20 protein-coding genes and 3 pseudogenes are annotated in these 24,557 nt (G+C 34.5%); 5 read left to right on the top strand and 18 right to left on the bottom strand.

The annotated features are described in order from the left end of the window. Positions 1-583: 583 nt before the first annotated feature. The 12 genes and pseudogenes from AC3WSO_RS00620 to AC3WSO_RS00565 form a co-directional block, all read right to left on the bottom strand. A complete protein-coding gene (locus AC3WSO_RS00620) occupies positions 584-1,492 on the bottom strand; it encodes a GGDEF domain-containing protein (protein ID WP_492527866.1) in 909 nt (302 codons plus the stop codon). Between the two features lie 782 nt (positions 1,493-2,274). Next, positions 2,275-2,784 (bottom strand): DUF2247 family protein, encoded by a 510-nt coding sequence (locus AC3WSO_RS00615; RefSeq protein ID WP_492527864.1) that lies wholly within the window; start codon positions 2,782-2,784, stop codon positions 2,275-2,277. A 320-nt stretch (positions 2,785-3,104) separates the two neighbouring features. Next, positions 3,105-3,884: a hypothetical protein gene (locus AC3WSO_RS00610; protein WP_492527862.1), complete on the bottom strand. Its 780-nt coding sequence runs from the start codon at positions 3,882-3,884 to the stop codon at positions 3,105-3,107. A 447-nt stretch (positions 3,885-4,331) separates the two neighbouring features. Beyond that, positions 4,332-5,597 carry an MDR family MFS transporter gene (locus AC3WSO_RS00605; protein WP_492527860.1) on the bottom strand — a complete coding sequence of 422 codons (1,266 nt, stop codon included), beginning with the start codon at positions 5,595-5,597 and terminating at the stop codon, positions 4,332-4,334. A gap of 1 nt (position 5,598) precedes the next feature. Further along, positions 5,599-6,525, bottom strand: coding sequence for an ArsR/SmtB family transcription factor (locus AC3WSO_RS00600; protein ID WP_492527858.1), 927 nt, complete (start codon positions 6,523-6,525; stop codon positions 5,599-5,601). A 452-nt stretch (positions 6,526-6,977) separates the two neighbouring features. Continuing rightward, positions 6,978-7,163 (bottom strand): annotated as a pseudogene (locus AC3WSO_RS00595) (tail fiber domain-containing protein); the annotation flags it as partial. A 199-nt stretch (positions 7,164-7,362) separates the two neighbouring features. Continuing rightward, positions 7,363-8,450: pseudogene (locus AC3WSO_RS00590) on the bottom strand (transposase); the annotation flags it as partial. A gap of 359 nt (positions 8,451-8,809) precedes the next feature. Continuing rightward, positions 8,810-10,144: a methyl-accepting chemotaxis protein gene (locus AC3WSO_RS00585; RefSeq protein ID WP_492528056.1), complete on the bottom strand. Its 1,335-nt coding sequence runs from the start codon at positions 10,142-10,144 to the stop codon at positions 8,810-8,812. 365 nt (positions 10,145-10,509) lie between these two features. Further along, complete coding sequence (locus tag AC3WSO_RS00580; RefSeq protein WP_492527856.1) at positions 10,510-10,686, bottom strand: hypothetical protein; 177 nt, start codon at positions 10,684-10,686, stop codon at positions 10,510-10,512. 389 nt (positions 10,687-11,075) lie between these two features. Continuing rightward, the gene (locus AC3WSO_RS00575) at positions 11,076-11,402 is read right to left on the bottom strand and encodes a protease inhibitor I42 family protein (RefSeq protein ID WP_492528054.1); all 327 of its coding nucleotides are present in this window, start codon (positions 11,400-11,402) and stop codon (positions 11,076-11,078) included. Positions 11,403-11,417: 15 nt separating this feature from the next. Beyond that, positions 11,418-12,257 (bottom strand): C1 family peptidase, encoded by an 840-nt coding sequence (locus AC3WSO_RS00570; protein ID WP_492527854.1) that lies wholly within the window; start codon positions 12,255-12,257, stop codon positions 11,418-11,420. Between the two features lie 197 nt (positions 12,258-12,454). Continuing rightward, entirely contained in the window at positions 12,455-13,219 is a 765-nt protein-coding gene (locus AC3WSO_RS00565) for a matrixin family metalloprotease (protein ID WP_492527852.1), read from the bottom strand. A gap of 247 nt (positions 13,220-13,466) precedes the next feature. Between AC3WSO_RS00565 and AC3WSO_RS00560 the strand changes: the two are divergent. Together AC3WSO_RS00560 and AC3WSO_RS00555 are read left to right on the top strand one after the other, a co-directional pair. Beyond that, positions 13,467-13,561 (top strand): annotated as a pseudogene (locus tag AC3WSO_RS00560) (DUF2785 domain-containing protein); the annotation flags it as partial. Then, positions 13,561-13,797, top strand: a complete 237-nt coding sequence (locus tag AC3WSO_RS00555; RefSeq protein ID WP_492528052.1) for a transposase — start codon at positions 13,561-13,563, stop codon at positions 13,795-13,797. The pseudogene AC3WSO_RS00560 and the gene AC3WSO_RS00555, both read left to right, overlap by 1 nt. 487 nt (positions 13,798-14,284) lie before the next feature. Here the strand turns inward: AC3WSO_RS00555 and AC3WSO_RS00550 are convergent, their stop codons facing one another. From AC3WSO_RS00550 to AC3WSO_RS00530, 5 genes are all read right to left on the bottom strand, one after another. Beyond that, positions 14,285-18,688 (bottom strand): DUF5704 domain-containing protein, encoded by a 4,404-nt coding sequence (locus AC3WSO_RS00550; RefSeq protein ID WP_492527850.1) that lies wholly within the window; start codon positions 18,686-18,688, stop codon positions 14,285-14,287. A 10-nt stretch (positions 18,689-18,698) separates the two neighbouring features. Then, a complete protein-coding gene (locus AC3WSO_RS00545) occupies positions 18,699-19,964 on the bottom strand; it encodes an S-layer homology domain-containing protein (protein ID WP_492527848.1) in 1,266 nt (421 codons plus the stop codon). Between the two features lie 712 nt (positions 19,965-20,676). Continuing rightward, positions 20,677-21,009 (bottom strand): helix-turn-helix transcriptional regulator, encoded by a 333-nt coding sequence (locus AC3WSO_RS00540; RefSeq protein ID WP_492527846.1) that lies wholly within the window; start codon positions 21,007-21,009, stop codon positions 20,677-20,679. A 491-nt stretch (positions 21,010-21,500) separates the two neighbouring features. Further along, a complete protein-coding gene (locus AC3WSO_RS00535) occupies positions 21,501-21,698 on the bottom strand; it encodes a hypothetical protein (RefSeq protein ID WP_492527844.1) in 198 nt (65 codons plus the stop codon). A 189-nt stretch (positions 21,699-21,887) separates the two neighbouring features. Further along, positions 21,888-22,421 carry a hypothetical protein gene (locus tag AC3WSO_RS00530; protein ID WP_492527843.1) on the bottom strand — a complete coding sequence of 178 codons (534 nt, stop codon included), beginning with the start codon at positions 22,419-22,421 and terminating at the stop codon, positions 21,888-21,890. 647 nt (positions 22,422-23,068) lie between these two features. Between AC3WSO_RS00530 and AC3WSO_RS00525 the strand changes: the two genes are divergently transcribed. The 3 genes from AC3WSO_RS00525 (at position 23,069) to AC3WSO_RS00515 (ending at position 23,966) form a co-directional block, all read left to right on the top strand. Then, positions 23,069-23,320, top strand: coding sequence for a hypothetical protein (locus AC3WSO_RS00525; protein WP_492527841.1), 252 nt, complete (start codon positions 23,069-23,071; stop codon positions 23,318-23,320). A 33-nt stretch (positions 23,321-23,353) separates the two neighbouring features. After that, on the top strand, positions 23,354-23,521 hold the full coding sequence (locus AC3WSO_RS00520) for a phage holin (protein ID WP_492527839.1): 168 nt from the start codon (positions 23,354-23,356) through the stop codon (positions 23,519-23,521). Positions 23,522-23,702: 181 nt separating this feature from the next. Beyond that, the gene (locus AC3WSO_RS00515; RefSeq protein WP_492528050.1) at positions 23,703-23,966 is read left to right on the top strand and encodes an N-acetylmuramoyl-L-alanine amidase; all 264 of its coding nucleotides are present in this window, start codon (positions 23,703-23,705) and stop codon (positions 23,964-23,966) included. 248 nt (positions 23,967-24,214) lie between these two features. Here the strand turns inward: AC3WSO_RS00515 and AC3WSO_RS00510 are convergent, their stop codons facing one another. Further along, positions 24,215-24,529: a hypothetical protein gene (locus AC3WSO_RS00510; protein WP_492527837.1), complete on the bottom strand. Its 315-nt coding sequence runs from the start codon at positions 24,527-24,529 to the stop codon at positions 24,215-24,217. Positions 24,530-24,557: the final 28 nt, after the last annotated feature.

Raw genomic sequence — 24,557 nt, 5'->3', positions numbered from 1 at the left:
CTTTTCTATAACCCTTCTTAGCTTATCCTCAGTAGTTGAAGATATGAAAGTGTTACATTCTCGCCTGCAAAACACTAAAACAGCAAAATTTCCCCTTCTTTAATATACAAATCGACTATATTCTAAATTCACATCACTCTATTACAACACAAACAATACTTAACACAGGAAGAAGGGGTTCAATAAAAGGACACACCTTCGCAGAGCCATGGCGTAGGTGTGTCCTTTTGTGTAATGATTTTCCGAATATTAGATTACTTAAATATGTCATATATTTTATAATTTTAACTTATCAAAGTAAAAATTTATATCTGCCAATTTGGTGGCTTGAGATTTCCTACATCTAAATGCCCTACATCTATTTTTCCAGGTAACCACTCAATACCCTTGTGGAAAATCATTATCAACAATGCTTGGTGTAAATAGAAAGGAAGACTCCTCATCGTTTGTGAATTGTTTTACTTTATTTTTTAATTCTTCAAAATTCATTTTCAAACCCCCAACATTTAAATTTTCACAACATAAATGTCAGTATGGCCATTTTAAATTTAAGTAATCTCCCAAAAACATGAATGAATTATTTTTACGAAACTTCTATCGAATCTTGGGTTGTAATTTTGTTTTTCCCAGTATTCTTTGAAATGTACATTCGTTCATCAGCTAATTTAAAGAGTGTTTCAGCAGGTTCTTCTCCAATCGCTATCCCAATGGACATGGTAATGTTTATTTCTTCTCGAACCGCTTCTAATATTTTTTCAGCCAATCGTTCCGTAAACATGGTATCAGTTACAAGGCCTATTAATTCTTCTCCCCCATATCTACACGCAAAGCCATAGCCATTTAATATTCTACGCATGATTTCACCAGTTTTTTGTAAAACATAGTCACCATACTCATGTCCTTTTTCATCATTTAATTTCTTGAAGTTATCAATGTCACAAAAGATAATACCTATTTCTTGTTGTCCAGATAATTGTTCGGCCTTTTTATATAGCCAACGACGATTATAAAGACCAGTTAATACATCTGTAATGACATTATTACTTGCATGTCGAAGCATACCTAAAAGCTGCGCTGTATGGTTTATATGATTTAATACAAAGTAAAACGTTGCACCTCCCCAAATAATGCTATCTGTATTAGTAGTTATAGTCAAAATAGCGGAGAGCACCATTATTAGTATTCCTAGTCGCTCTTTCCATTCTCCATACCTATATCCACCGATGATTAAATAGAACAATAAAAGGATTAATACAACTCCCTTTACAAATGGAATGAATGTAGCAACTAGAAAAATAGCTATTACAATTTTTGTTAAAAGTTGTTCATTCACTAACCACGGCTTTATTAGTTCTATCAAGAATATACTTACCAATAAGAAAGGGATGTAGAAATTCAACTGCTGGGGTAGCCAAATATAAAAACTCGCCGAAATAGTTAATAGCAATTGGCTTATTAACAATACAATATTCTCTTTTTTTGCATTTTTCATAGTTATATTCCTGTAAAACTTCAACCTTATGTATTGATATAAAACACTAATTACAACGGTTAATAAAGGCATATAAAATGTCTTCCTTTCTATATCATAGATGATTATATATATTAAACCCTTTTCATTCGTGCCAAAACACTTGCTGGACACCTCTCATTCTCGAAAAAAGTCTAATAAAAAAGAACCCGCTTCAAAACACCATTAAATAGCCATGTATAAAACAGCATGACTAATGGTTATTTTGAAGCGGGTTCTTCCCTCTTACTAATTCATTTATATCATCTTATCAAAACTAAAAACATAATACAATAGACTCAAAAATATGGTTTTTGGGATATACAGCAATTTGATGTTTTGCCTTTTTATCCTTCTCACACCTGATTTCCTGCGATTCTCACTATACACAAAATAGATGAAGACTCATTTGAAAAAAGATGGATCAAAGCCTGCTCTTATTTTGGTGACAGATTACTCTTTATAAAAAAGTTTGATTATTTTTTGAAACCCTTATTGCACTAAAGCACCGATAGTTTAACCTTGCACAATCCTGCAAAGTTAAAAGAGGTTGTAGAGCAAGACTATGTTACATCAGAAAATAAGAGTAACTTTGAAACAAAGTTGGCTGAATCAAATACAAATCAGGCTTTGTAGGATGAATTAAAAAGCATGTCTAAAGAAGAATTAGATCAAGGAGACTATATCATATATTAATGAATACTGATTAGATGGTAAATGTATCACATACAAACTAGCTAAAATATTTTTTCTGCCTTGTTTTATTAACCGATTTTCAGCAAAATTTCTTTTTCCATTTCTAAAAACTCATAAAATCTTACAAAAAGATTTTTATTTGAGTTCACTTTTTTATTCGATTTATTCTTTACACTTTTCTTTGGAGGCATATAATAAATTAGGTTTTCCATATCTTCAGGATAGTTAAACTCTGCATATAACTCAGCAATTTTCTCTAACAATTCCCCCCCTTTATACATTTCGTTTATTTTTATTAATTTACTAAATCGCCATTTTTTCATTTCTAAATTTTTATCGAACGAAAATTCTGTTCTTTTTTTTATTTCTTCGAGTAATATGATTATTTTATACTTTTCTAAATTCCCACATGCTAATTCTATGATTTCATTAACTGGTGATTTTGGGTTTTCTTCTAAATATTTTGTTGCAATATTTTCTATATCTTGCTCAGATAAAATTCCTTGATTAAAGCCTATAATAATTGTTTCAATATTAATGTTAATTTTATCCTCTTTAAAAATCGTTAAATATTCCATAAATAACCCTTTCTAACATTCACTATTTTACACGTTGATTAGGTTTCCCAGTTATTTTCCCCCAGCAATAAATAATCTATGGGTCATCCCTTTTTTAGGATCAATAATCCATTCAAATATTCCCTTCTTGCCATTATAACTTCCCTTTACTTGATAAAGTGTTCTGTACCTTTTATTTCCTCCTCTAATCTTAAATTTCATTGCATACCTAGCATAGTTATCAACTATATTGCTAAAAATATGATATTTTTCATTTTTTAATGCCCTACCAACTTTTTTTGTAGTTGTTACTGAGCATTCTTCTTGGTCAATAGCATATATTACGTATGATTATATTTCTCCAGCATTTCTTTTTCAGCTTCTCGAACTATTCTTTGTTGAGCTGGTATACAAATCGTTAATAAAGCAAGGAATATAGAGAAAAGACCAATTGCATTTGAAGAATTAATAAAGTTCCAGTTAACTAAATAAGCTTGAATTTTATCCAGCACAGGTGTTTCAGTAAAGTTAGATATTTTAAAGATTAAAAAACAAAGATAAAAGTAAAAACCATAGATAATAGAATTCATACCATAACTTATTATTAAATATGCTTTTTGTTTTTCTAACGATATGTAAGGTGATAATTTTTTCAAAGGTATACTCTTTTGTGGTGGGTACTTTCCTTCAAAAGGGAATACTTTTTTCAAACGCCAGTAGAATACAAATTTTAATATGATTTTGAAGTTTAAAAATACAATGATACACAAAATTATTAACCAACATATAGCAACAATCTCTATAAAAATATTTACTTGTTGTATATGAGATAAAGATATAATTAATCCTACACAAAGAAGAATAAAGAGAAAAATCAGAATTGAATATATTTTGAAAAATAGAGTATAGGTATATTTCTTCCTACGTAAGCAAAATACAACTAGTTGCAATAAAAACATAATTAACAATAGCGACATTGCAATATTTTGAATATCTTCTGGAATGAATGGAATACATATGATGACTACCAAAAATACCTGCAAAAAAATATTCCATAACTCCATATCAGATAAAAAGTCGATTTTACATAACATTTTTAATCTTTTTTTTGATTTGGACATTATTTATTTCTTCTCCTTCTATTATGCTATAACTAAATTCGACATTTCCTTTTAAATACCTTTAAAAAGCGTTATGCTCCCCTTCTTTGTAAACTCAAATGCTTGTTTTTTCTTTTACTAAAGCTCTTAATTATACCATCTATAAAATTTATATATTAATCAGATAAATTTGTAAGATAGTTCTTACAACAAACGAACCAATTCTGTATTTTTTGCATGTCTTTATTTTTTATATTTCTTATAAGAAACGGTAGGTATTTCTACGAGCTGTATTATAAGGAGGATAGAGCCTTATAAAAAGCGTGGTATCCAACTTGCGAACTTACGTAATCTTGTAATGCAATCTGGATCTTTAATCCTACTTAGGGTAACTCGATTATTAAACCCTGAAAACCATCTGCTGAAAAAGAATCCATTTTGATCTTTTTTCAAAATGGATTCTTTTTATTATCGTAAAATGCTAGTATCTGAGTTACTTATAATCAATCTTTTTTCAAGATCAACATTTGAAGCTGTATTTTTATTTTTGAAAAGATTAACACCACGCCAGAAAAATAGAATGCTCAGTATTGAAATGAGAGCCATTGTTAGAAAGAAAGCAGTTCCGCTAAATTGTTTTAACATAAAGCCTCCGAGCATTGGCCCGATAAAACTTCCTAAAGAGTTAAAGCTCTGTGCCCCATAATACGTTCCTCGCAATGCTTTTGGCGTAATTTGATCAATAAGTGTATACTCTGCCGGTATGACAAGTACTTCCCCTATAGTAAAAATAATCGTCGAAAGAACAAACATAACCGCAGTCTCCGATACAGCAAACAATAACAAACCAAAAGCTGTAAAAATACATCCGATTATAATTGTAAAAAATGGTGTTCGTTTTTCTGCCCATCTCGTTACTGGATATTGCATGGCAATGACTCCAATGCTGTTTGCAATCAAGATGATAGAAAACAATTGAATACCATTCGTGAAATCATTTTCCAAATATTGAGATATAGGAACCGACCATTGTCCATGTACTACCATGCAAATGATTCCTCCAATGACAAAGTAGAGAAGGATAGTGTCTGAGCGCAGTACACTTAAAGACTTCCTTAAGGTTATCTTTTCTGTCTCTGTAGCCTCTATTTGTTTAATACCTAACCGTTTCAATAAAATATGAAGAAAGATAGCGAATCCTAAATATAGACATGCTGCAATAAGAAAGGGAACTTCCTGTGCAGTCAATGCAAGATAAGCTCCGATTATTGGGCCGATTGCAAATCCGATGTTGTTAACTATATATCGAATTGAAAAGACACGCATTCGTTTATCTGCACAGGTGACATCTCCCATCAATGCCTTAGCGACAGGCGTAAAAAATGAGTTACTTAACCCTACTAAGATAACTAATATAAGGAGAAAAATTGGCGTTTCAGCAAAAACAAAGCCAAAAAAAGAAAACGATGATAATAAAAGGGATGCAAGCAATACTTTCCTTCTCCCTATCCTATCTGACACAACACCTGCTATAAATCCGCCAATCGTTGCCGCAAGTGGACCAGCCCCAACAGTAAGTCCTATAACTACAGGATCCATATGAAGTTCTTTCACCAAATAGATAGGCAAAAATAACAGACTCATTGATTGAGCAAGCGCGATTAAAAACGTACCAAAAAGAAGTGTATGTACGATTGGGTGAAATTGTTTTAAAAAACAATTAGCTTTATTCATGTTATACTCCTCCGTCATTGTTCCTTATATAAGCATTGATCAGGTTTTGCATTTGCCCCAGTCCTTCCTCACGCAGACTGTATTGATGAATAAACTTACTCCCAAAATAGTGAGTCCGGATCAATCCCGCCCTTCTTAAAATGGACAAATGGTGATTGGTAGTGCTTTTTGCGAGTCCAGTATAACTTTGAACCGCCGAAAAATTTTGCATCCCGGAATTCAAAAATCGCAATATTTTCAAACGATTCTCATCAGCTAAAGCTTGGGTAACAACTGTTAATTCCCAAGGCAGTTCGTTAGCATAATCATTTGGTGTTGACTTTACTGGATATAGACAAGTGCACATAGATTCGAAGTAATCGAGTATCGTTGATGGACGGCAATGATATTGCGGAATGAGAAACACGGTTTTTAATATTTCATTTGGTTCAATTCTAATTCCATTTGTCGCTTCTTCAATTAAATTAATAGAAGATACTTTAGAAATCAGGTCCCGTTTTTGTTTAGCATCTTCCTTTAATCGTTCAATAATTCTAGGATCAATATGCTGAAAGTACTGTACATCCCACTCTGATAATAGATATACCATTCGGTCACGTAGTTCTTTTAGATTCCCAGGTATATTGTCAATCCAGGGAGCCAATCGTTCATATAATTCACCGGGTGGCTGGTCTTGAAGCCATTTGATAAATTCTTTTGGTGTTCTCTCTCCGGGACATTGCCAAACTAATAAATTGATTCGATGTAATACTTCTAATCGGTCATCTTCCAGCTCAGCTGCGAAATGAGGATGAAGTTCCGTTTTAACGGAATTATGCCAATCTTTACTGAGGGAGAAATTGCGATGCTGTTTGAAATTAATGTAGTGATACAAACTTGTGATAAGTTCGTTAACGGGTGAAAAATCTACAATCACTTGAAAAGACATAAAGTTCTACCTCCTTAGAACAATAATTAGTTCGATTTTTAACGAACTGTTTTAATATAAAATAACATAAAATGAATAAAATTGTAAATGTTATTGAATATATTGTGGATTTGAAATAAAAGCACTATGTTTTGCACTTTTGGAGAGTTCTGAATGAGTTTTAATCTAACTTTATTTAAAAGTAACATTACCGTCGAGACTTGCACCCTATAGTTCATACGCATGCCGGGCGCACATTAAAAGGCATGAGTCCGGTTCAGTACCGTACCAATGCCTTAGTTGCCTAATATTCGTATCTAACTTTTTGGGTTCAGTTTAGTCCTTAGATTCAAGGACTGATAGACGTGCCTCGAGTTTAGCTAAATTCTTATGTAACTCAGTATGTTCAGCCTTGAGCTTTTCGTTTTTCTTGTTTAAACCTTGAATAGCAGCCAAAGCCACCCCCTGCAAATCTATGGTTGAGAAATGTACAAATCATCATTTCCATTTAGCCCGAAGGCATCCTGGAAATCCTGAGCAGTCGGGCCAATGTGACGCACGCTAGCCGGGTCTGCTTTGTAGTTCCAAGATCGGATTGACATGCTTGCTAATTTGTCAAGGATTTCAAGTGTATTTACGCTCAAGAAATTCATCTTAGCATTCTTATCACTGGTGAGGGTACCCCCCGTGCCTTGACATCCCCGTTATTAAGGATCCGGAAGATCTCCACATTGCTGTTATCTCTGCCCACGATGATATCTCGAATGGGCAGACCTTACATTTTTCAACGTCAAAAAAAAATAAACCATTCTTACACTTGCTCCCGGATGTGAATCTGGTTTTTTTTACTTTTTCTATTTGTTAAATGTCCTGCTAAACATACAAATAAACCTGCATCTTTATTAAAGTCAAATCCTTTTCCATTTGCTCGCCCATTTTGAGTAATCATTGGATTTAACTTAGAAATCAGTTGAATGCTTTGTTCTTTTGTATAAAGTAAATTGTTTTTCTCTGAAGAAAGCCGTGCCAGCGATGACTGTTTCAATTTCCATTCCTGTTACTTTAATTTTTTCATTCAGCTCTTGTAGATAATGCCCATCTGATTTTTCACCTGTTGTAACGACTGCTGCTGTAATATACGTTCATCACTAATTGCTAAATGTGTTTTTATAACCAAAGAAAGAACTGTATGCTGTTTTATGTCCTACTCGTGCATCGGTGTCTGTTGAATAATTTAGATGTTCTTGCGTATCTTCTACAGCTTCTTTTAACACGTTCAATTTTTCCTTTACAGCTGGTAGATGAGCGATTTGTGGTTTGTTTTCAATAATGGCAATCAATTTTTCACAGTAAGTTAATTCATCCTTTACTTCGTTAGAGGTATTCTTCTTTGGAAATTTTTCTTTCATGGATTTATCAAATTGATACACTGCTTTGCAGATATGTTTTGATTTTTCTTGTAAAAATTCTTCCGGTGATTTTTGGTTATAACGTGCTTTGGTATGTATTGCGTCCACAATGATTGTTTTACTTTTGATAATGTTCTTTTCGAGTGCGAGTTCTAATGTTTTTCCAATGAGCATATCTAATAAACTTACGTCTTGAAGACGAAGTCTGCGGAATTTTGTGAGTGAGCTTGAATCAATCACGTCACCTTCTGGCGCCATACCTAAAAAATACTTGAAAGACATGTCATATTTTGAATGTTCGACAAGGTCTACATCAGATATATTAAAAATGGCTTTTAACAATAAGTACTTAAACATTCGAATCGGAGGAATCGCATTTCTTCCATTGTCTAAACAATATTTTATTTTCAATTCTTCTAAAATGAATGAGAAATCCACTAGTTCGTTAATTTGACGAAGCATACTATCTTTTGGCACGACAATATCGTAAATGGCCATATATGGACTTAAGTTGAAAGTCTCTTGGTTTGAAATCATTGGGAACATCACCTGCATTTAGTCTCTCAATTATAAATTAAAAAGGCGAGGTATTCGAAGATTGAATCGTCGAATACCTCGCTAAGTGGAACCAGATGAAGTTTTTCAGTGCCCTCGTAAAATACCGAACTCATGCCAGCCAATTAGCTGCATAACAAAACTCTAACTTTAAAGGGTCATACCTAGAGGATTCTTTTTCTTAAAATACTCAAACATCCTTCAAACAGGAATGCTGCACCGTTAGTCTAATAAGAATTAAACAACTTTATTATTTTAAATAATATTATTGTCTTTAACATTGGCGTCCGCTTAAGAAATCCACCTAGTGAAATGTAAATTTTATCGTAAACCATTGAATTTTATTGTTGCTTTGAAAATTCCACCAAATCCTGTGACATCGTACCAATTTCATCTGCTGAAGCATTCAATTGTTCTGTAAGAGACGCTTGCATTTGCGCAAGCTCACTAATTTTATCCATATAGTCAATAATTGTATCAATGGAAACCTTTATTTGCATTAAACTTGATTCAATATTACCTGTTGCCTCAGCCGAATTAACTGCTAATTTTCTTACCTCTTCAGCTACTACACCAAAACCTTTTCCTTGTTCTCCTGCACGTGCTGCTTCTATTGCAGCATTTAACCCTAATAAATTTGTCTGATCCGCTATCTCTCGAATAAAATTTGATATAAGCTGCGTTTCATCTGCTAACCCTTTCGCTTCATTGGCAGCCCCTGTTGTTTTTTTCTGTGTGTTCGCCAGTTCCTGTGCCTGCATTGTAATAGAATTAATGCCTACAACCATTTCATTAATAGAAGCTGATAACTCCTCCATACGTATCATCGTTTCTTGCACATTTTGCTCTTTCATTTTTTCATGTGTAATATCTCGAATCGTTCCTGCCACTCGCAAAGGAGCTCCCACACTATCACGAAGTGTTGTACCGCTTGCATGAAACCAGCGATATTCACCTGATTTTAGCTGAAGGCGATAATCTACTTTAAATGGCGTACACCCAGAAAAGTCTAATAAATGTGCACTAAACGCATCTAATGCAATCTGCTTGTCCTCTGGATGCAAGCGATCACTCCACGAGCTCATAATATTCGGAAAATCGTGTTCATCCTTGAAGCCTAATGTTCTTCGAAATTGTTCACTCCACCAAAAGGAATTCTGTGGATTTAATGGATCACCTTGATCTACAATCATATCCCAGGGCGCTTCTACTAGAGCTTTATTGATTAAATCATAACGTGTTACATATTCCTGTAATTTTTCCACGTTTATTTTTTTATCATGTATATTCTTAATCGTTCCTATTATTTGGTACTGATCATTTTTAAGAAGAGTAGCTGTTCCTGTAGTCAATATCCAGCGCTCTCGACCATCGCGAAAGCATAACAAATGCTCCATATTAAATGGAGTTTGTGTCGCTAAACTCTCCTCTAGCATCTCTTTAAAATCAGAACGATACGCCACTGCAATTAACTTCACAAAATCTTGAAAACTGTCTTTAAAAGCATAACTGTCGAATCCTAAGAGCTCTTTTAATTCTGTCGAAACTGTAAAAACATTGTTTGGATCATCCAAGCGTCCGTTAAATACTTGTAATTCCCAAAGTCCAATTTCATTACTTTTCAATACATTATCCAATTTTTTCTGCAATTGAATTTCAGATTTTTGACGAAGCATATTTACTTGATTTAAATTATGTACTAACTGTTGTAATTCCTCATTTGTTGAGGTTAATGTATACTCATAATCAAATTGGCCCTGTTTAGCCAATTGCAATTGAGCCTCACTCAATCTAATCAGATTGCCAATTGATATGTTCTGTTCTTTTTTTAAAAACATTCTTAGTTCCCCCTGAATAGTGCATAAATCTCACGACTAATTCAAGAATCATTAGTCATGAAATTAAAATCATATTTCGTGTTTTCTCATTATAACCGACAAAATAGTTAAAAAGCACTCGAAAAATGTTATATTATTTAGATTCGCTATATAACCTTGGGATGGCTACCTCATTTACATAAGCACTACACATGCTCAAACAATTAAATTGCATTGCTATAATTCATTAAATCAACATCAAAAAATTCACTGAAAGCTTGTTCCATGGACACTGATTTTTCAGTTGGCGCCTGCTCATAATTTATCCAATTCACAACTAAAGATTTCTCCCCACTCTGCAAAAAAGCCATGGCATGCAGATACTTCTGTTCAATTAGCATTAGAAGAACTCTATGATCCAATAGTAAACATAAAAATCAACGCTATATTCATAACAGAAATTCCTAGGTCTTCAGCATTGTTACAATGAATGAACGGTTCAATATAAACGGCGCACAAAAAAATCACTACAATATGAATTGTAGTGATTCTTCTATTAGTGCGGTCTAAAGATGATTGAACAGCATGTGTAGATTTGAAATAAAATCATAATATTTGTAAGTTGATAGGCAGAATTTTTTCTTGTTAAACGGCTATACTCTTGATTAAACTCAAATCGCTTAATTTTTAAATAATTGTTATTTTTCGCAAAAGAAAGAGGCTATCTCAAAAGTGATATTTTGGTATAGCCTCTGGAAAGCACAGGAAAGATTTTTTTGCTTATTACTTACTATCGTGCACTAACAACAACTGTTAATCGAAATGTTTGGTCAATAGTTGTGTCATCCCAAGGTTGTTGATAACGAAATAAAATTTCACTTTGACCAGGACTTATGGAGGTAATTAACCACCGTTGGTGACCTCCTTTACCATACTGCTCAATAGCCCCCTCTGTTATTATGTCCGAACTATCCAAACGAAAAATTTTCATATCTCCCCTTTGGATCTCTACCCACATGTATCCTGTGGTTGGATTGGAGGGGAGTAGAATTTCGAGTTGTTTCTGTACCTGTAATGTAAGCGTCTGTCCGTTTGACTCCAAACCAACTGGTTGCATCATACCTTCCTCATTTCATTGAATTCCATAACGATCAGCTTCATCACGGCTGACGACAAACTCCTCTCCACGTTGGAGAAGAATATTCTCTTTTTGTTTAACAAGTGCTCCCGGATCAGTGATGAAATCTGTAGCTCCATAGGCTTCTTTCCCGTATGTTTCCATATAGTTATAAGGAAGGTAACCAAATCCTTTGTCTCCCCACTTTGGTCCCCAAGAATTTTGGAATTTAAAAACTTGTTTTTCATCGTCATAACCCACAATGCAAACAGCATGCCCAAACTTTAGACTATTTTTGTCTTTTGGCATAGGGATTACACCATTTTGTTGTGAAGCGAGTACAAGCCAATCGGTTATCGCAATAGGCAATCCCGCGACAAAAGGACCATTTACAGCAAGACTTCTCTTCATAGCAGGAACGTTAGTCAATTGAGCATATGCTTGAATAATGTATTGGAGAGCATTTTCATCTGCACCTATTTTAGGTGGAGCACCTTCCTCTGTGTTATACGGATAGTAGTGTTCCTCACAAATCCCCTGTTTCTGAAGAATACGAAACGCAATACGCGGATGCGTCCCTTCATCTGAAATATTGTCAATCTCTTTGCACTTTTTATAGAGGTACAACGGTGATAACTGAGTATACCTTTTACGCTCTTTAAATTCCTGATATTCTTTCATTGCAGCACAAGCAAAGCCGACACAAGTTTGTTTTTTTCCTTGAGATCGAACTTGTACCTCAACATTCGAATAATCAATATCAGGTGATAGGAGGACAAGCGGTAAGAAGCCCTCCATTATCAAATCACGTTTATCGATGGGGCTAGGAATATAGCCAGTTCCGTATGTTTCCATATTAAAATTCCCTTTCATTTTTAAATAGTTATATTAAATTTGATTAATAAACCTGATTTTTAAATGTAATTAAACCTAACCTTCAAAAGAAGGTTAGGTTTCAGTAAATAATTACAGTAAAAAGAAATCTAATTATGTTCCAAAAAGCTGTTCCTTTATCCGTTTAAAATTAACATTTTGAATGAATAAAATACATCTTAAAAAGGATACATTTGACCAATAAAACTCTTGTCAATTTCCGATAAAGTAGTATTCCAACCAATTTCATAATCACCGATAGTTAATTCATTATCAACAGGATATTGCATAATCGATTTAGGGTCGTGTGGAGTAAATACAGTCCCTCGTGGATCAAGTTTGGCTAATACATTTTGATCAACCTTTTCTCGAGACCAACCAAGTTTCTCCTGATAGTATCGATATACAGCTGGTCGATCCCAGGGAATAATTGCAGCTGGATTGGATTGTTCGTGTGAAACACCGATACAATGGCCGAATTCATGTAACACGACTCGGGAAAGTTCCGTTTCAAGAGTATCTGTATTAAATCCTTGGAAATTCATGGTTGCCTCTTCTATAGGGATAGACAAATTATCCGTTCCTACATAAGACCAGTATCCACCTTGAGGATGTTGGAATGAAATTCGAATTTCAGCACCAGGATCATTGCCGAATGCAAATTTGAGATTTGCATAGCGGCTCCATTCATTAGCATATCTTTTTACTTTTTCATGGACAGCAGGTTCGCCGTCCAGAAAACGTACACGGAGAGTTCGACCATTCCCCCATTTCTTTCCGATTATTAGAGCCATTTCAAAGCTGTCAATACTGTCTGCTGACACCTCATCGGTATTAGGTGCATTATCTGGATTTTCTTGAATTGCTAGACGAGCTGCTTCAATCACTTGGTCATCAGGCAAATTCATTTGTACACAATGATTAAGTGGTTGATTTGTTATCATTTCAAAACTCCTTATTATTTAATATTTCTTTTGTAGTATGGAGTCGATGAAGGGATTTATTCATGCAATGATACGGGATAATATATGACGATTGGGACTGGCCAGTCTAGAAAGCCTACAATTTCATTACTCCAATGCGTTTGTCAGTAGTGTTTTCTACTGGTTCAATATCATCAATATTGATTAAACGATCCCCTTTGAAATCAAATTCCTACTAGTCGTTTAATCAAAAAAAGTTACGTAGCCCTTAACTGTTCTGACTGATGAGAACCATTTGTTCTATATTATTGGCAGCGAGATAATCAGTCAGTTTTTACAAGTACGTTTTCTGCCTTGCCTATCTGATTGAAGACTGTTCCGGATGTACCCTCCGTTCATTATGTACAAAAGCAAAAGAAGGAAATAAACGTAAGTTAATGGTGAATGAGAAGTGGGAAGAACAAAAAAATATGTTCGAGCAAAGCTTTCAAAAGAAAAAACGAGTACCATTTTATTGTCAACGCAACATTGACGTGAAACCAGTTTTTAGATTCTTTACGTCTAGTTTTTTTACATGGAAATGCACAAGTAAGTTGTGACTTGGCACGTTTTAAAAAAGTTTGTTGCCCCTTGCTCTCACTGCACATGTACATATATAAATTGTGACAGCAAAATAAGTCTACCAACTTTCGTACTGTGCTTACGGAGAGTCGTAAGCCTCCATATGCGCCAGCGAGTCGACGTCTAGTTTTCTATTTACAAGTGTAATTTACTAGAATTGTAACTATTTTTCACCACAACAGAACGTATGTTCCTTTTAAAGAAATAGACACTTAACAAAATCCTCTAATGTTTCTATATCGTCGCACTTAGTCACTATTAAACTCCCCCTTTTCTTTATTTCTATTAAACTTCGTTTAGTAAGAAAAAGAGGAATTTGTCCATTTTGAAAGATGGATAATTTTGATATTAACAAAGAATATAAATAGAAAACCCGAACTATAACGAAACACAGAATGAGCGTTTCGTGATATAGTTCGGGTTTTTCATTGGCTAAAATCCTTTTGTCCCAGCCTCTTTCATCTTTTAGTGAGTAACACTTGATTTGAAATCGTCTAAAGATGATTGATCAGCATGATAAAAGATCATGTCGCCTTCCATAAGGTTAAAGTTATTACCATAACTATCGACAAAGTTTGATGTGAATCCTTCCATATCCGTCCACTGACTCATATAGTGAGCTTTGTAGTAGGATAGGTACGGATTATTAAGATCTCCCTCGTTAATCGTTTCAATGTCGAAATTAACAATGATGAATCCTTTATTTAAGAACAACGGATGATTTTCATTCAGCATCCCTACACGTCCCGCTTCCTGAACAGAAGAGTTCTGTGGCACAACATATAGTTTTGCTGGCAAGCTATACTCGCTATACCATGTTTGTTCTTTAGAAACGATTTCTTTTGGAGGAATCATCGTATTTTGAGGAACCTGATTTTCCAATGGCCCCATATAAGTACGAAGTTTCCAGTTTAGAATTTGCCATCCATAAGGGCCTGTTTGAATAGGCTCTTTTGACATATGCTTGATGTAATTACGTGCAAATGCCGTTTCATAAAATTCGTTTTTCGTTTCTTCTAAATTGAAACGATCAGCAAAATTATAATAATGGCTTGCGTTATTTGCTAATTCATTTTTTGGTACATTTCGTAAAGTTTCATTTAATGACACTGTACGATAAGTCTTATCTTTATCCGAGCCTATTTTAACAAAGTAGTTGTTATCATCGTGATAATACAAGTCTACTGGTTGTCGATTTCTACCGTCTTTCGACACATGATAAAATCTCGGTGTAATACGGATTGCATCTTTGATACTCTCCATATCCCCTTTTGTCTTTATGTCGAAGCGGAATTTATAACCCGTTTTAACCGCTACATTTTGGTATCCATCTGGATGACTACCATGACGTACCGGCAAAACAAATGGATTATTGTTGCCTCGTTTATCTCCATCGATACCATTTAACCCCACCCAATAAGAATTATTATTAGGTGTGACACCATCACTTTGTCGGAATGCAGACTTCCAGTTGTAGTCAGTTATGTCTGTTATATGAAGGTCATATAAACGTCCGATTACGTCCACATTAATTTTGTCTGTAGCAATATGGTTGTCCATCATTGCATCAGGAGTACGGAAATTTAAATTCAAGTTAGCTTCCGGTTCCGTAGGACTATTGCTACTAACGTGTCTGTCAGGTGCGTTTATCGCAATTGCTCGATATTCAAGAGTGTATTCTCCCTCTGGAACCCATACCGGTAAAAAGAAGGTTACAGTCTCCATTTCAATAGGTACTGATATCCATGTATTTTTTGGATAGAACCCTTGCTTTGTTTCGGTATACACGTCAAAAGGGAATTTGATTTGTTTATCTTTGTAATATTTTGCAAAATCACGATTCCCATACCCCGGCTCGTTTAGATGTTGACCGACAGTTGGTAGACTTACTGTAAAAGGTCTATCTAACACAAATGCATGCCGATCAGTATCGGGATTTGCAGGTGTTGAGCGAGTAGGCGGTTTTATTCTTTGATCATGCTCTTTATCATCAGACGCTTTTGCATACATAACAACTGGTGTATGCACCGTTACTGGATTAATAGCTTTTTCGCCATCAACAGTATCATTCGAAGTATTTGTGAAGGACACAGACGGTTCCGCTGCCTTATTAACTTCTATGATTGGTGAATACTTAGCAGTGATACTGCTGGTAGTCTGATATTTATTGACTTTTTCTTTATCGATATATTGTTTAGACATCTCTAAATCCACAATATCCGAAACAGTGATCTCTTTAGGCGTAGGCCCATGAGATGGTGTTTTCTTATCATCCATGTGTACCGTTTCTTTTTCTGAGACAGGATTTTTTTGTACATCTTTAGACGATATTTTAATTTTCACCGAGTCATTTTTTACGTCCGGAATACGCGATCCTAATTTAGCAGCCGATTTAAACAAATCGGTTTCATCCGGAACTGGTGGCGGACTATAACCACCTTGTAAGCTAGAAGACGGCAATGTTACATTATTACAGAGTTTAGGGAATACATGACTCTCCCAAATATCTGAATGTATTGCATCCGCTACTGTTTCATGCCGGTCATTCATGACAATCACTTTTCCGCTTGGTAAAGCATAATTCTCAAATGTTAAATCATTTAATTTATAAATAATTAAATGTCCAATTTGCCAATAAGAGTAATCATAAACATCATCAAATGACATTTCTTTGTGAACCGAATCACTTTGAGGTACCTCGTATGAGCAATCATAAGGACCATCTTCATCATGACAAGTTCTAGAGACATACTTTGTCCATGATCGGTTGTATGTTTTATCTACCTTAATTTTATACTTAATTTTCCCTTTATATTGCTGGAATTTATAATCCGAAAGGAAGCGGTTGGATTTACCCCAAACCTTTAGATATTCATCCGTTGCGATACCATACTTTAAAACATCAAATACAGCACTAGTTGGTACATTCTTATCTTCTGTAATTTTTCCAACTGGATTTGCCTTTATATGCTCAGGTGTACTTTCAATTTTCTCCGCTTCTTCTACTGTGTATTCAAAACTACAAGAACCGTACTCTCCAGGTGGATTTTCATTACATTCCTCTGAAGTATCGCCGTCTTCACATCCCACAGAAAAAGTGATTTTTTTACTTGCAAAACGCTTTACTTCATCTTCCATGTAGAGCTCTGCTGTATAAAGTCCCTTTTCAGTGATTTGAGGACCCTGTACTTTTTCACTTCCCCAGTATCCTGCTTCTGCCTGATTTGGTTTGCTTTTATTCTTTTTAGCTTTATCCGATTTTAAATTCGTCTTTATAGGAGAACCAACTTGACTACCATCTGCCTTAGTTATAGTTATAGTGGTATCAGCTTTATTTCGTTTTTCAGACACATACTCATAACCATCCATACTAAAGGAAACAGTATCACCTATCTTAACTTTTGGTTGATTAAGTTTAAACGTTACGATGTCTGGCCAGTCAGTCCTTAATACACGGAGCCATGTTGGGTTGATAGCGTTAAACTCGTCACTACCAGTTACGTTATCCGCTAAACCACCAGCTTCATATGCTAAGTCTCGAATGTAATAATACTTACCATATTCATCACCTGTCACAGCATTTAAAATTGAACGTACCTTAACTTCCGTTTTCATATGCTCAGGATTCCCATTATACACTTTTTTAAAATCATCAATAGTTACTCTGTCAACATCGATAACATTTCGAGCAGTGGTAACTTTTTCAGTAACTAAATGATAGAATGCTTGCCCTTGGTAAGCAAAAGGTATTTTTGAACGGTCGGCTCCCGTATTTTTAAATGGTACTTCTACGGTAAATGAGGTATTTAGGTTGCTCATAGTAGATTTATCTAAGAGAGTATCTCCATACCTTCCATCATACAATGTTGGATAACGATATCTTCCTAAGACGTGTTCTCCAACTGTATCATCTACACGTTTTAATAACGCACCCCCTGCTAAATACTGTTCATCTAATAATACTTTATTGTTAAAGTATGGCAATGTACCATCTGGGTTTACTTCAGAAGTTACGACCCCACATATTTTGAAATTTAAACCAACTGGCTTGATTGAACCAACAGTTAGATTTAATCCCTGAGTATCCTTGTCGAATCTATTACGGGAATCATATGCACGAACATAGAAAGAAACTTCTTCTTTCATAGTAACTTCATATGGAACGGTAAGTGTTGCCTTTCCATTTGAAGTTTGGACATTATCCCACTTTTTTAATATTGAAGCTGAATTCTTATCTTTTACATACACTTCAACATATTTTAGAGGAGCCTTTTCGTCGCTTTGTTCTACTTCAATTTCAATATTAATTGCTTTTTTTAAGGGGTAGCACCCTTTTCCATCTACAGGTTTTTCTTTGACTGCAAATTTGGTAATTTTAGGTGCATCTCCAGGTGCTTTAACATAGATTTTCCCGTTCTTATATTCTGACGTTACAGCTGAAGCGGAGATAATATCATCAATTTTTAAGCGATCATATGCTGTCTTTGGTGATGGTGGTGCCATATGGTAAGTAGGAATCTTTCCAGAAGAATACTCTGCAATTACTTGATGACTTTCTCCACCAAAGGCATCCACCCAATCGCCAATACTACCAGGATTAATCATTGTTACAGTTGCACCACTTGAACTCTTATAACGATACGTATTACCAATTGTGGAATTTGTATTACTGTTTACAACCTCTGTGTACCCATCAAAATACCAATTTGAACTACCTCCTAAAGTAGGTGTTACTGTTAATGGCGTTGAACTATCAGTAGAGTTTGGCGGGACACTTATAGCAGCGAATGCATATTGGGTCACTGCGGAAAAGAAGATGAGTATGGCTAGAAAGGTAAGCCATACCTTCTTTTGCGATTTTATGAGCATTCAATCACTCCTATTTCTTTTTCACGTCAATCCAAAAGAATTCCATTCTTTGATCTGTTCCAAACTGTACTTTAAATTCTCCTATTTCTTCTACAGTTACATTGCCTCTGAATTCACGTTGACCAACAGGAACATCTTTCTCTTTCGCATATGCTAATCGCGCTTCTGTTGCAAGTTCTGCAATCTTACCATCTAAAGAAGCTAATTCTGGATAAGCAAGTTTAAATAACTGACGTGATAAATTAACAGCGTTTTCACTAGTGAAATCTATATTAAATCCAATTTCTCCAGATTTACTGCTATATGACATACTTAACTGAGTTGGCATATATCCTGGTGGTAGGGTATTTACCCAGTTTGGTTCCTCCAAGTTTATATACACCCCTGCTGCTTTGTACTTAAAGTTTGTTTGCTTCACATATTCTTGACCTTCAATTATAAGCTTTTTATATCTTGGATTATTAAAGGCAAACTCAGTAGGGTTAAACGTATTACGATTTGGATCAATATCATATAAAGTCTTATCGTTAGCTACTATCTTCTTAAAGTCCTCAAAACTCATATCCATACTCATTTTAGGAATATCTGTTTGAGTAGGCTTTTCCTCCACAGGCTTTTCAGCTTTTTTCTCGTAGTTTAATGCACGATATAAAAATACTGCATAGTGCGCTCTTGAAAGAGGTTCATTTGGCTTGAAGGTAGTTTCATCATAACCAGTTGTAACTTCTGCTTCATAAAGTGCAGCGATGACTTTACCTTCCTCCGTTGTTTGAGATACATCCTTGAATGGATGTTTTGCTGTAGCCTTTAATTCGAAGGCATTAGCAAGAATTAAAGCCATTTCCCCACGTGTTAAATCTTTGCTAGGTTGGAAGTTTCCTTTTGCATCGGCTTTAATCAAACCTGTTTGCTGTAACTGCATGATTGCCTCATAGTACGGATGTGTTTTCGGTATATCACTATAGGCTTTTAATCCAACTTTAGGATTTAATTTTTTAACTCTCTGGATTAATACCGCAGCATGTTGTCTACTGATTTTGTCATAAGGTCTAAAAGTTCCATCTCCATAACCAGTAATAATACCTTTGTCACGCATTTCATGTAGAATGTCATAGTATGGATGTGCGCTAATAATGTCCTTAAATGGATTTTTGTATGTAGCCGCTTCCGCACTAGAATTGTTGCCAGGTATAGCAATTACAGGCGTAGCAATAGCTAAAGCTAAAGTAGCCATCATTAGTTTGTTTGATTTTTTTCTATAAGTTCCACGTTTCATAATATTCCCTCCGAATGAATAAATTATTTATACACTCTAATTTTACCATTAATAGAGTTTCTATCAAATTCATGAAGGACTTTCGGCGTAAGTCTATTTTTCTAATAAGGCACCTCTCAATTTCCAAGATAAATTTCAATAAAATGAAAAAAACCCACTTCAAAGACACGGATTAGGCATGACAAAATGTCATGACAAAACGGTCATTCTTGAAGCGGGTTCTTCCCGATCTTATTAATTTCAATAGATTTATCTTAACAAATTCTCTTAGTTTATACAATAGACTCCAGAAAAAACAATTACACGTATTAGATAGAAAACTATTTTTATGGCTTTTTAAGAATATTTAACTCTACTTAAGTATTCTTATAAATGTTGCGATACGTTTATTCAAACGTTAGATTAGATTTTTTGTCATATGTATTGCCCCCTTAAATTTATTTACTAATGATAACGCAAAAAAGCACCTCAATTAGTAAATGAACACACTTATCCCTTAATTAGATAAGAATGAACATTCATTAAATGAAGTGCTTTATAATCCTCTATACCGTTTGGTTGAGGCTAGACATTAATCAGTAGTATTCTTACATTATACAATATTAATTTAATAAAATCCATAAGGACACGCTCGTTTAACGCAACAATAGATCTAGTTCGCTATACAATATTGGAGTAATAATTAAAAAGAAGCTATAAAAATAGCTTCTTTTCAATATATCGTAGCAAATAATTTTTCTTCTGTTTCTTCTTCTTCCGCTTCTTCTGTTTCTTCTTCAAAATAAAAAGTAGCAGAAGCAGAAACTCTTAATGCACTTAATACCTTTTCATAGGTACCAATTTTTACTCCTTGATCACCAGCTTCGATACGTGAAATTGTTTTTTGAGTAACTCCCGCTAGTTCACCTAATTGTTTTTGAGTTAACTTTTGTTGAAGCCGCTCTTTAAAAATTTGATTAGAAATAATACCTGTAAGACCATCCAAATACTCAGCTGCAACCGCATTTTTTCTTGCTCTTGCTTTTAAGGCTCCAAAATTCTTCATTAAAGTTCATCCTTTCCCTTTTTTATTCTTACAGTGTTCGAATTTCATCAGGATTTTTCCTTATGCGTTCATAATTTTTTTTGGTTTTATCTCTGTATTCGTCGGTTTTATCAAAAGGTGGTTTTCGTGTTTTAATAAACGCGTATGTAAAACAATAATGATGTGTTCCTTCTAAATTATAAGGAAAATAAATCGCCCTAAAGTGACCATCCTTCCCCCAATCTACTTTAAGTTCATAAATAGATTGGACAACTAAAGGCTTACTAATTCTTGCTCTTTCTCGAAACCGTCATCTAAAGTAAGTGTTGCATAAAAATTTTCATATCTTCCAATTGGATACTCTCCAGCTGTTTCTATCTTTTCTAAGCCTTTTTGGATAAAACCGTTAGATGAAAAGGTTCTTTAAATTAAAGAACCCGCTCCAAAGCACCATACATAAGCCATAACAAAAGAGTTATGCCAAATAGTGATGTTTCTGAAGCGGGAATATTTTAAGCCGAAAATTTGCCATTTTCATTGGAAGCAAGGTGTTTTAAATACAGTTTCAATGTATCTTTAGGATATCTTAAAAAACCTGGTGCAAGAGCCTTTGTGACTGTACAAAAGACTATAAAACGAATAAAAATATTTCTATCTCGTGTGTTATTTACTAATCTGCGCAATTCATCAACATTAGCGTTCAATTTCATAATTTCCCTCTCCTACATAGAATATATTTACAATTAGTATACCATATTCCGATCAATTGTTTTTATTATTTCATTCAGCATTCACAGACACAAAGGTTTATGATTGACTTTGCACCTGTGAATAGCTAAAATGAAATTAGTGGTTCGACCTTAAAACGGATGATGACTCAGATTACTGATCTGTCTGTTTTATTGGTCGATTTTTTTTGTTTCTTTTTCTGTATTTGATGACTGGAATGATTTTAAGCTTTCATACAACCCAAATACTGTATTATAGCCAGAATACACCTTAGATACATCATTTGCAGCTTCATCAGTATCATTTACCACATCACCCATCACTTTTGTGAATGCTTTGTAAATCTTAAATAAAGGCATTAATACAACGTAATTCCAATTAATACTACAAAACCCATCTTCCATAATAGCCAATATAACCTTCAATGAAGAAACACAGGCAATGGAAAGAATTATTATAATCATCAACATACGTGACAATTTAAAAATAAATCTTACTATCAGATGTTTTGACCAAAAGGTTGATGGTTGAAGAGGATCTGACTGTTCATCTTTAGAAACCGCTTCCTCCAATATTTTCTTATCCACAAATTTTAAGTATTCCTCTAAAATTCCTTCTAATGCTCCTATAATAACTACAATTCCCAGAGCAAACATCGCAGGTTTAAAGGATATTAAAGCATCAATAATTGCTATGAAGACCACTCTCCCTTCTCATTTCGGCTTATGTACCGATTTAATTTTTAATCTCATTTTAAAGAATCTCTTTAATCAATCCCTCCTTCTTTATATTTGAGAACGACAAAAAACACTTTCTCAAAAAAGTTCAGACGAATCCCGTTAAGTGAATTCGTTAGAACACTTTAAGAAAGTGTTTAGTAATTGCTCTACCGTGTGGCGGAACAGAAAAGTCGTTTAATCAAATATATATTTAATATACCATTTATCGCAATTATTGTCAATTCAGTTCAAGTTATTAGACTATGAAATCACACCTTTTTATCGCTACTCCTATCTTCTAACCTCTTTAAATAAAGAACCCGCTCCAAAACACTATAAGGAGTTATGCGTTTACTAATCTGCGCAATTCAACAACATTAGCGTTCAATTTCATAATTCCTCTCCCCTACATGAGATATTTTTACAATTTGTATACCATATTCTGAGCAATTTCATTATTTCATTCAGCATTCACATATACAAAGGTTTATGATGACTTTGCACCTGCGAATAGCTAGATTGAGATTATCGATTTCGACCAAAAACAGATGATAACTCAGGTTACTGAGCTGTCTGTTTTATTGGTCGGTTTTTTGTTTCTTTTTATAAAGTCGGTGACTGGAGTATTTCAAGTGTCTAGAGTTGACGTATTATCTTACAACTGTAATTGTGATAAGGATGTAAAAAGCGATGCCTCTGATTCAGATGTACTACGTACAAAATTGGACAATATTAATTCTGGTGTAGAATCTATCAGGATTGATATAAAGGCGCAGGAAATGAGTGTAACAGACTTGTCAGAGCTTGTTATTCGTGTGGAGGAATCAACTATACAGGTACATAAAAGAATGGATAAAGTGGAGGGAATTACCCATGGAAATTAACTGAAAGTACGTATTCAACATAAACAATTTTGGGTGTCATTAATAGCATTACTTATCGTGCTCGCTAATCAAATAGCGGGCATTTCCAATGTCGATATTATGATTTACAACGACCAAGTTACAGCCATTGCAGAAACGATTTTAAGCATTTTAGGCTTGCTCGGTATTGTTATCGCTCGAAACACAAGGTGTTTCAGATAGCCTACAAACAATTAATTATGACTAGCCAAAGGACGGTGAACAGTAATGTTTGTAACTCGTAAAAAGCTTGTTCCAGAGGTACAAACAAGTTTTCCTATGGTAAAGGGAACGTTAAAAAATTTATCGTTGTTCATAAAACAAATAATACGCGAACAGGAGCCGATGCAGACGCACATGCTCGATTACAATACACGGTAATAGTCGTTCGGCTTCCTGGCATTACACAGTTGATGATAAAGAGGCAGTGCTATCGTTTGAACATGCTTGGAGATGTTGGGCCGCAGGAAGTAACACAGGTAATAATGAGGGGATTCAAAAAGAGGTTTGCGTCAATAGTGATGGTAACTATCAAAAGGAAATTCAGAACGCTGCAGAGCTAGTTGCTGAAATCATGAAAGATAGAAAACATTGCTATTCAAAATGTTGCTCAGCACAACCACTTTAGCGGTAAAAATTGCCCTAGAAATATGCGTATGGAAAGGTAAGTTGGTCGCAATTTATAACTATAGTTAAAAATGCGAGTGGTAATGCACAGCAACAAAAACATATTATCGACAATCGTGTCTTACCCGGTACTATGCTACAAGACAGCTGCTGAAAATACCGTAGATATAGAGTTGTTTATGTTGTAGCTATATGATATTAAGACCAAGATAGCTTAAATTGCCGTCTTGGTCATTGTTTAATCCATGATTAAAATTTTATATAACCCTCATCGCTGTCTATGTCAAGAAAATAAAATTCCTGAATCCCATGTTCTTCCTGAAAATATTTCTTTATCATTTCTATATCTTCTCCAAAAAAAGGGTAAGGACTAGAAAAAAAAGAGATTTCATTTTTTGATCTTTCATATATTTTTCCTTCAAATTTTTCATCATTAAACTGAATTTCAATATAGTGACCAATGTAGACCATGTCATATGTTCCATCTTCATTCAGCCCACATCTGTCTTCAAATGGGATAAACTTAATTTTATAAGTTCTTTCATTTATAGTTAATGTTTCCATGTTACGTTAACTCCTTGTTACACGATTT

The sequence above is a fragment of the Lysinibacillus sp. EB106-09-02-XG168 genome (assembly GCF_058791475.1).
This window is presented reverse-complemented; position numbering and strand designations above follow the sequence as displayed.